The following is a 2,506-nucleotide window of genomic DNA, read 5'->3' as shown; positions in this document are numbered from 1 at the left end:
CTATTGGAAAACTACAATAGCGAAACCCGTAGCAGCGTTTACCAAAGCAAAATTGATAAAAATAACTTTAGCTAAAGCACCTTACTACATGAGTTGCATATAACGCCTCGTTAAGAGGCAAATAATATGTTGGCTAAAATAAGCGACGCAGGAGCAAAAGCCAACTGTTATTTGTCCTGCTTTAACGACTTGTTATACGTATTTTGCACTAAGCCATGTCTTTTGATTTTTTAATTTTGGGCTTAGGCCGCCACAACACTGGTTTTTTAACTAATTTAGGTTTGCGCCACTTAAACAATGAAACAGTTAATTCTACAAGCCATAATATAAACCAGAGAACAACTTCAAATAACAGGACTACGAGTAAAGCACCTAAATCAATTAAGGTAAGAGTTTCACCAGCAGCAACAAAAAAGCCAGCAATAAATTCGGCTAGCGCAGATATTAAAGCAAAAATGGCTTCAGCTATTGCTGTGACTATTGAAAACAATCCTTCGAGCAAAGTACATAATCCTTGATACGTATAACGCCCCAATAAGAGGCTAAATATAGTGGGTTAAAATGGAGCGGAGCGAACAGCCCGCTGTATTTAGTCCTGCTTAATTGACTTGTTAGCTTTTGTTTTATCCTGATTTATAGTTGAAAAAAGGTTAAATAACTTACCTATAAAAATTGCCATATATAAGTAACCCAATAATGCTTGAGAAGCGGCATATAACCTAGAGTCAGGTGATGGTCTGAAATCCCCATAACCTAAAGTAGTCCAAGTAACGATACTAAAATAAATATAGTCAACGCGTTGAATGTTTTCATTTTCTGACGGAGCAATAATACCTAATTTAGAATAAACAAAAGCATATATAAGAATAATAATTACAGAAGTGAAAAAGAAAAAATAAAGAGTACCTATTTTACGAATATTATCACTACTTTTATAAAACTCTCTAATAAAATAAAATGATCCTAAAAAAAGAATAAAGATGGAAAGCCAATAGATATTAAAAATAAAAGGTATGATAGATATAAAAACAAGAACAAGCCACTGACTTTCTATTTTAATAGGTACAAATTTTTTAACGTTGAGGTGCATAGTAATCCTTTACAAAAGCTAACGCCTCATTCAGAGGCTAAAAATTGTTGGCCAAAATAGCGAGGAACGAGCACAGCCAGCTGTAAAAGTCCCGTTGAATTGCTTGTTATATGCCTGATAAACCTAAACTTAAATGCAAAATTAGAAGTAAAAGACGGTAGTAATAGCCACACTATAAATTGAGCTACCCACAAATGCCAGAACGAAATAATAGCTTTGCCAACAAAAGTCTTTTAAATAGGCAAAGCTTATTAGTGACTATTGGAAAACTACAATAGCGAAACCCGTAGCAGCGTTTACAAAAGTACTTTTGGTAAAAACATTTTTAGTTAAACAAACAATACTATTTGAGTGCATATAACGCCACCTTAAGCGGCAAAAAATTGTTTGCTAAAATATTGAACGGAGTGAAAACAGCAAACTGTTTTTTGTCCGTTTAAAGGTCTTGTTATACCTAGCGGCCCAAACCTTTTGCTTCATTTATTCGAGCAACTAAAGCATCTATGGATGCTCTTTTTTCTGGATATAATTCGATGAGTATATGCTCAAAAATCCTATAACCATCAAGGACATCGCTTTTGCGAACTCGAAAACCACCTTCATGTGTTCCATCATTTCCCAACCACCTTATTGCATTAGCAGGTTCAATAATTTTTCGACTATCTTCTGGCAGTAAGTTAATACGCCTTGCAAGAGATAAAAATTTTCCGTTTGCATCAACTGAAGCAACTTCCATTTCACCTAGCAGAACCTCTAATGCTGAACGCAAAGCACTTAGACTTAAGCTTGGAGATGAAAAAAAAGTAGAAAACGAAGTCTCTAGAGCTTTTTTAACCCAGTCAGGGGTATCTTTGGGTGGAACAAAAATTTTGAGTGACGGTTCAAAAAATTTAACCTGAAAATTATCAAACCATTCCCAGTCTCCAGAGCCATCATCGAGGTACTCTTGAGAAACATCACCATTGCCAGCGCAGACAACCTGACAACCGCATGAAGAGTTTGAACACTTAAGGTGCATCGTAAAAATATATTCAATCCAATCTGGACCAAAAGCTGGGTGGCTTGTATCAATCGGTTCTTTAAATTGTTTATTGAACTGATCTTTTTCACAAGACAGGGATTGAACTCCGCATTTAGGGCATGGCCATACTGGGATTTTATCGCTATAAAAATGCGAAGTGAACAAATTATCGTCTAGCACTCAGGTTTCCTCCATGAAAGGCATAACGCCCAATTAACAGGCAAAAAATAGTTGGTTAAAATAAGCGACGAAGGAGCAAAAAACAACTGTTTTTTGTCCTTGTTTAATTTCTTGTTAGGTGTTTATTTCCACCGTACCCAATTTAAATGAACGTAAGCACTGTTCTTGAAGCTCAATTGACATCCTTGAAGCAAAACCAATAATATTATTAGGTT

3 protein-coding genes are annotated in these 2,506 nt (G+C 35.4%); all 3 read right to left on the bottom strand.

Going from position 1 to position 2,506, the window contains the following annotated elements:
- Nucleotides 1–208: 208 nt before the first annotated feature.
- The 3 genes from B0X80_RS20130 to B0X80_RS20120 all read right to left on the bottom strand — a co-directional run bounded on the left by B0X80_RS20130 (nt 209) and on the right by B0X80_RS20120 (nt 2,291).
- Nucleotides 209–502 carry a hypothetical protein gene (locus B0X80_RS20130; RefSeq protein ID WP_077343666.1) on the bottom strand — a complete coding sequence of 98 codons (294 nt, stop codon included), beginning with the start codon at nt 500–502 and terminating at the stop codon, nt 209–211.
- A gap of 87 nt (nt 503–589) precedes the next feature.
- Nucleotides 590–1,090, bottom strand: coding sequence for an ion channel (locus B0X80_RS20125; RefSeq protein WP_077343664.1), 501 nt, complete (start codon nt 1,088–1,090; stop codon nt 590–592).
- 454 nt (nt 1,091–1,544) lie between these two features.
- A complete protein-coding gene (locus B0X80_RS20120) occupies nt 1,545–2,291 on the bottom strand; it encodes a DUF4145 domain-containing protein (RefSeq protein ID WP_217697175.1) in 747 nt (248 codons plus the stop codon).
- Between the last annotated feature and the right edge of the window lie 215 nt (nt 2,292–2,506).

This window comes from Pseudocolwellia agarivorans (assembly GCF_002000085.1).
GTDB classification, from domain to species: Bacteria; Pseudomonadota; Gammaproteobacteria; order Enterobacterales; family Alteromonadaceae; genus Pseudocolwellia; species Pseudocolwellia agarivorans.
This window is presented reverse-complemented; position numbering and strand designations above follow the sequence as displayed.

Coding starts and splice junctions, on each gene's coding strand:
- B0X80_RS20125 (WP_077343664.1), bottom strand. CDS start 1,090: ATGCACCTCAACGTTAAAAAATTTGTACCTATTAAAATAGAAAGTCAG.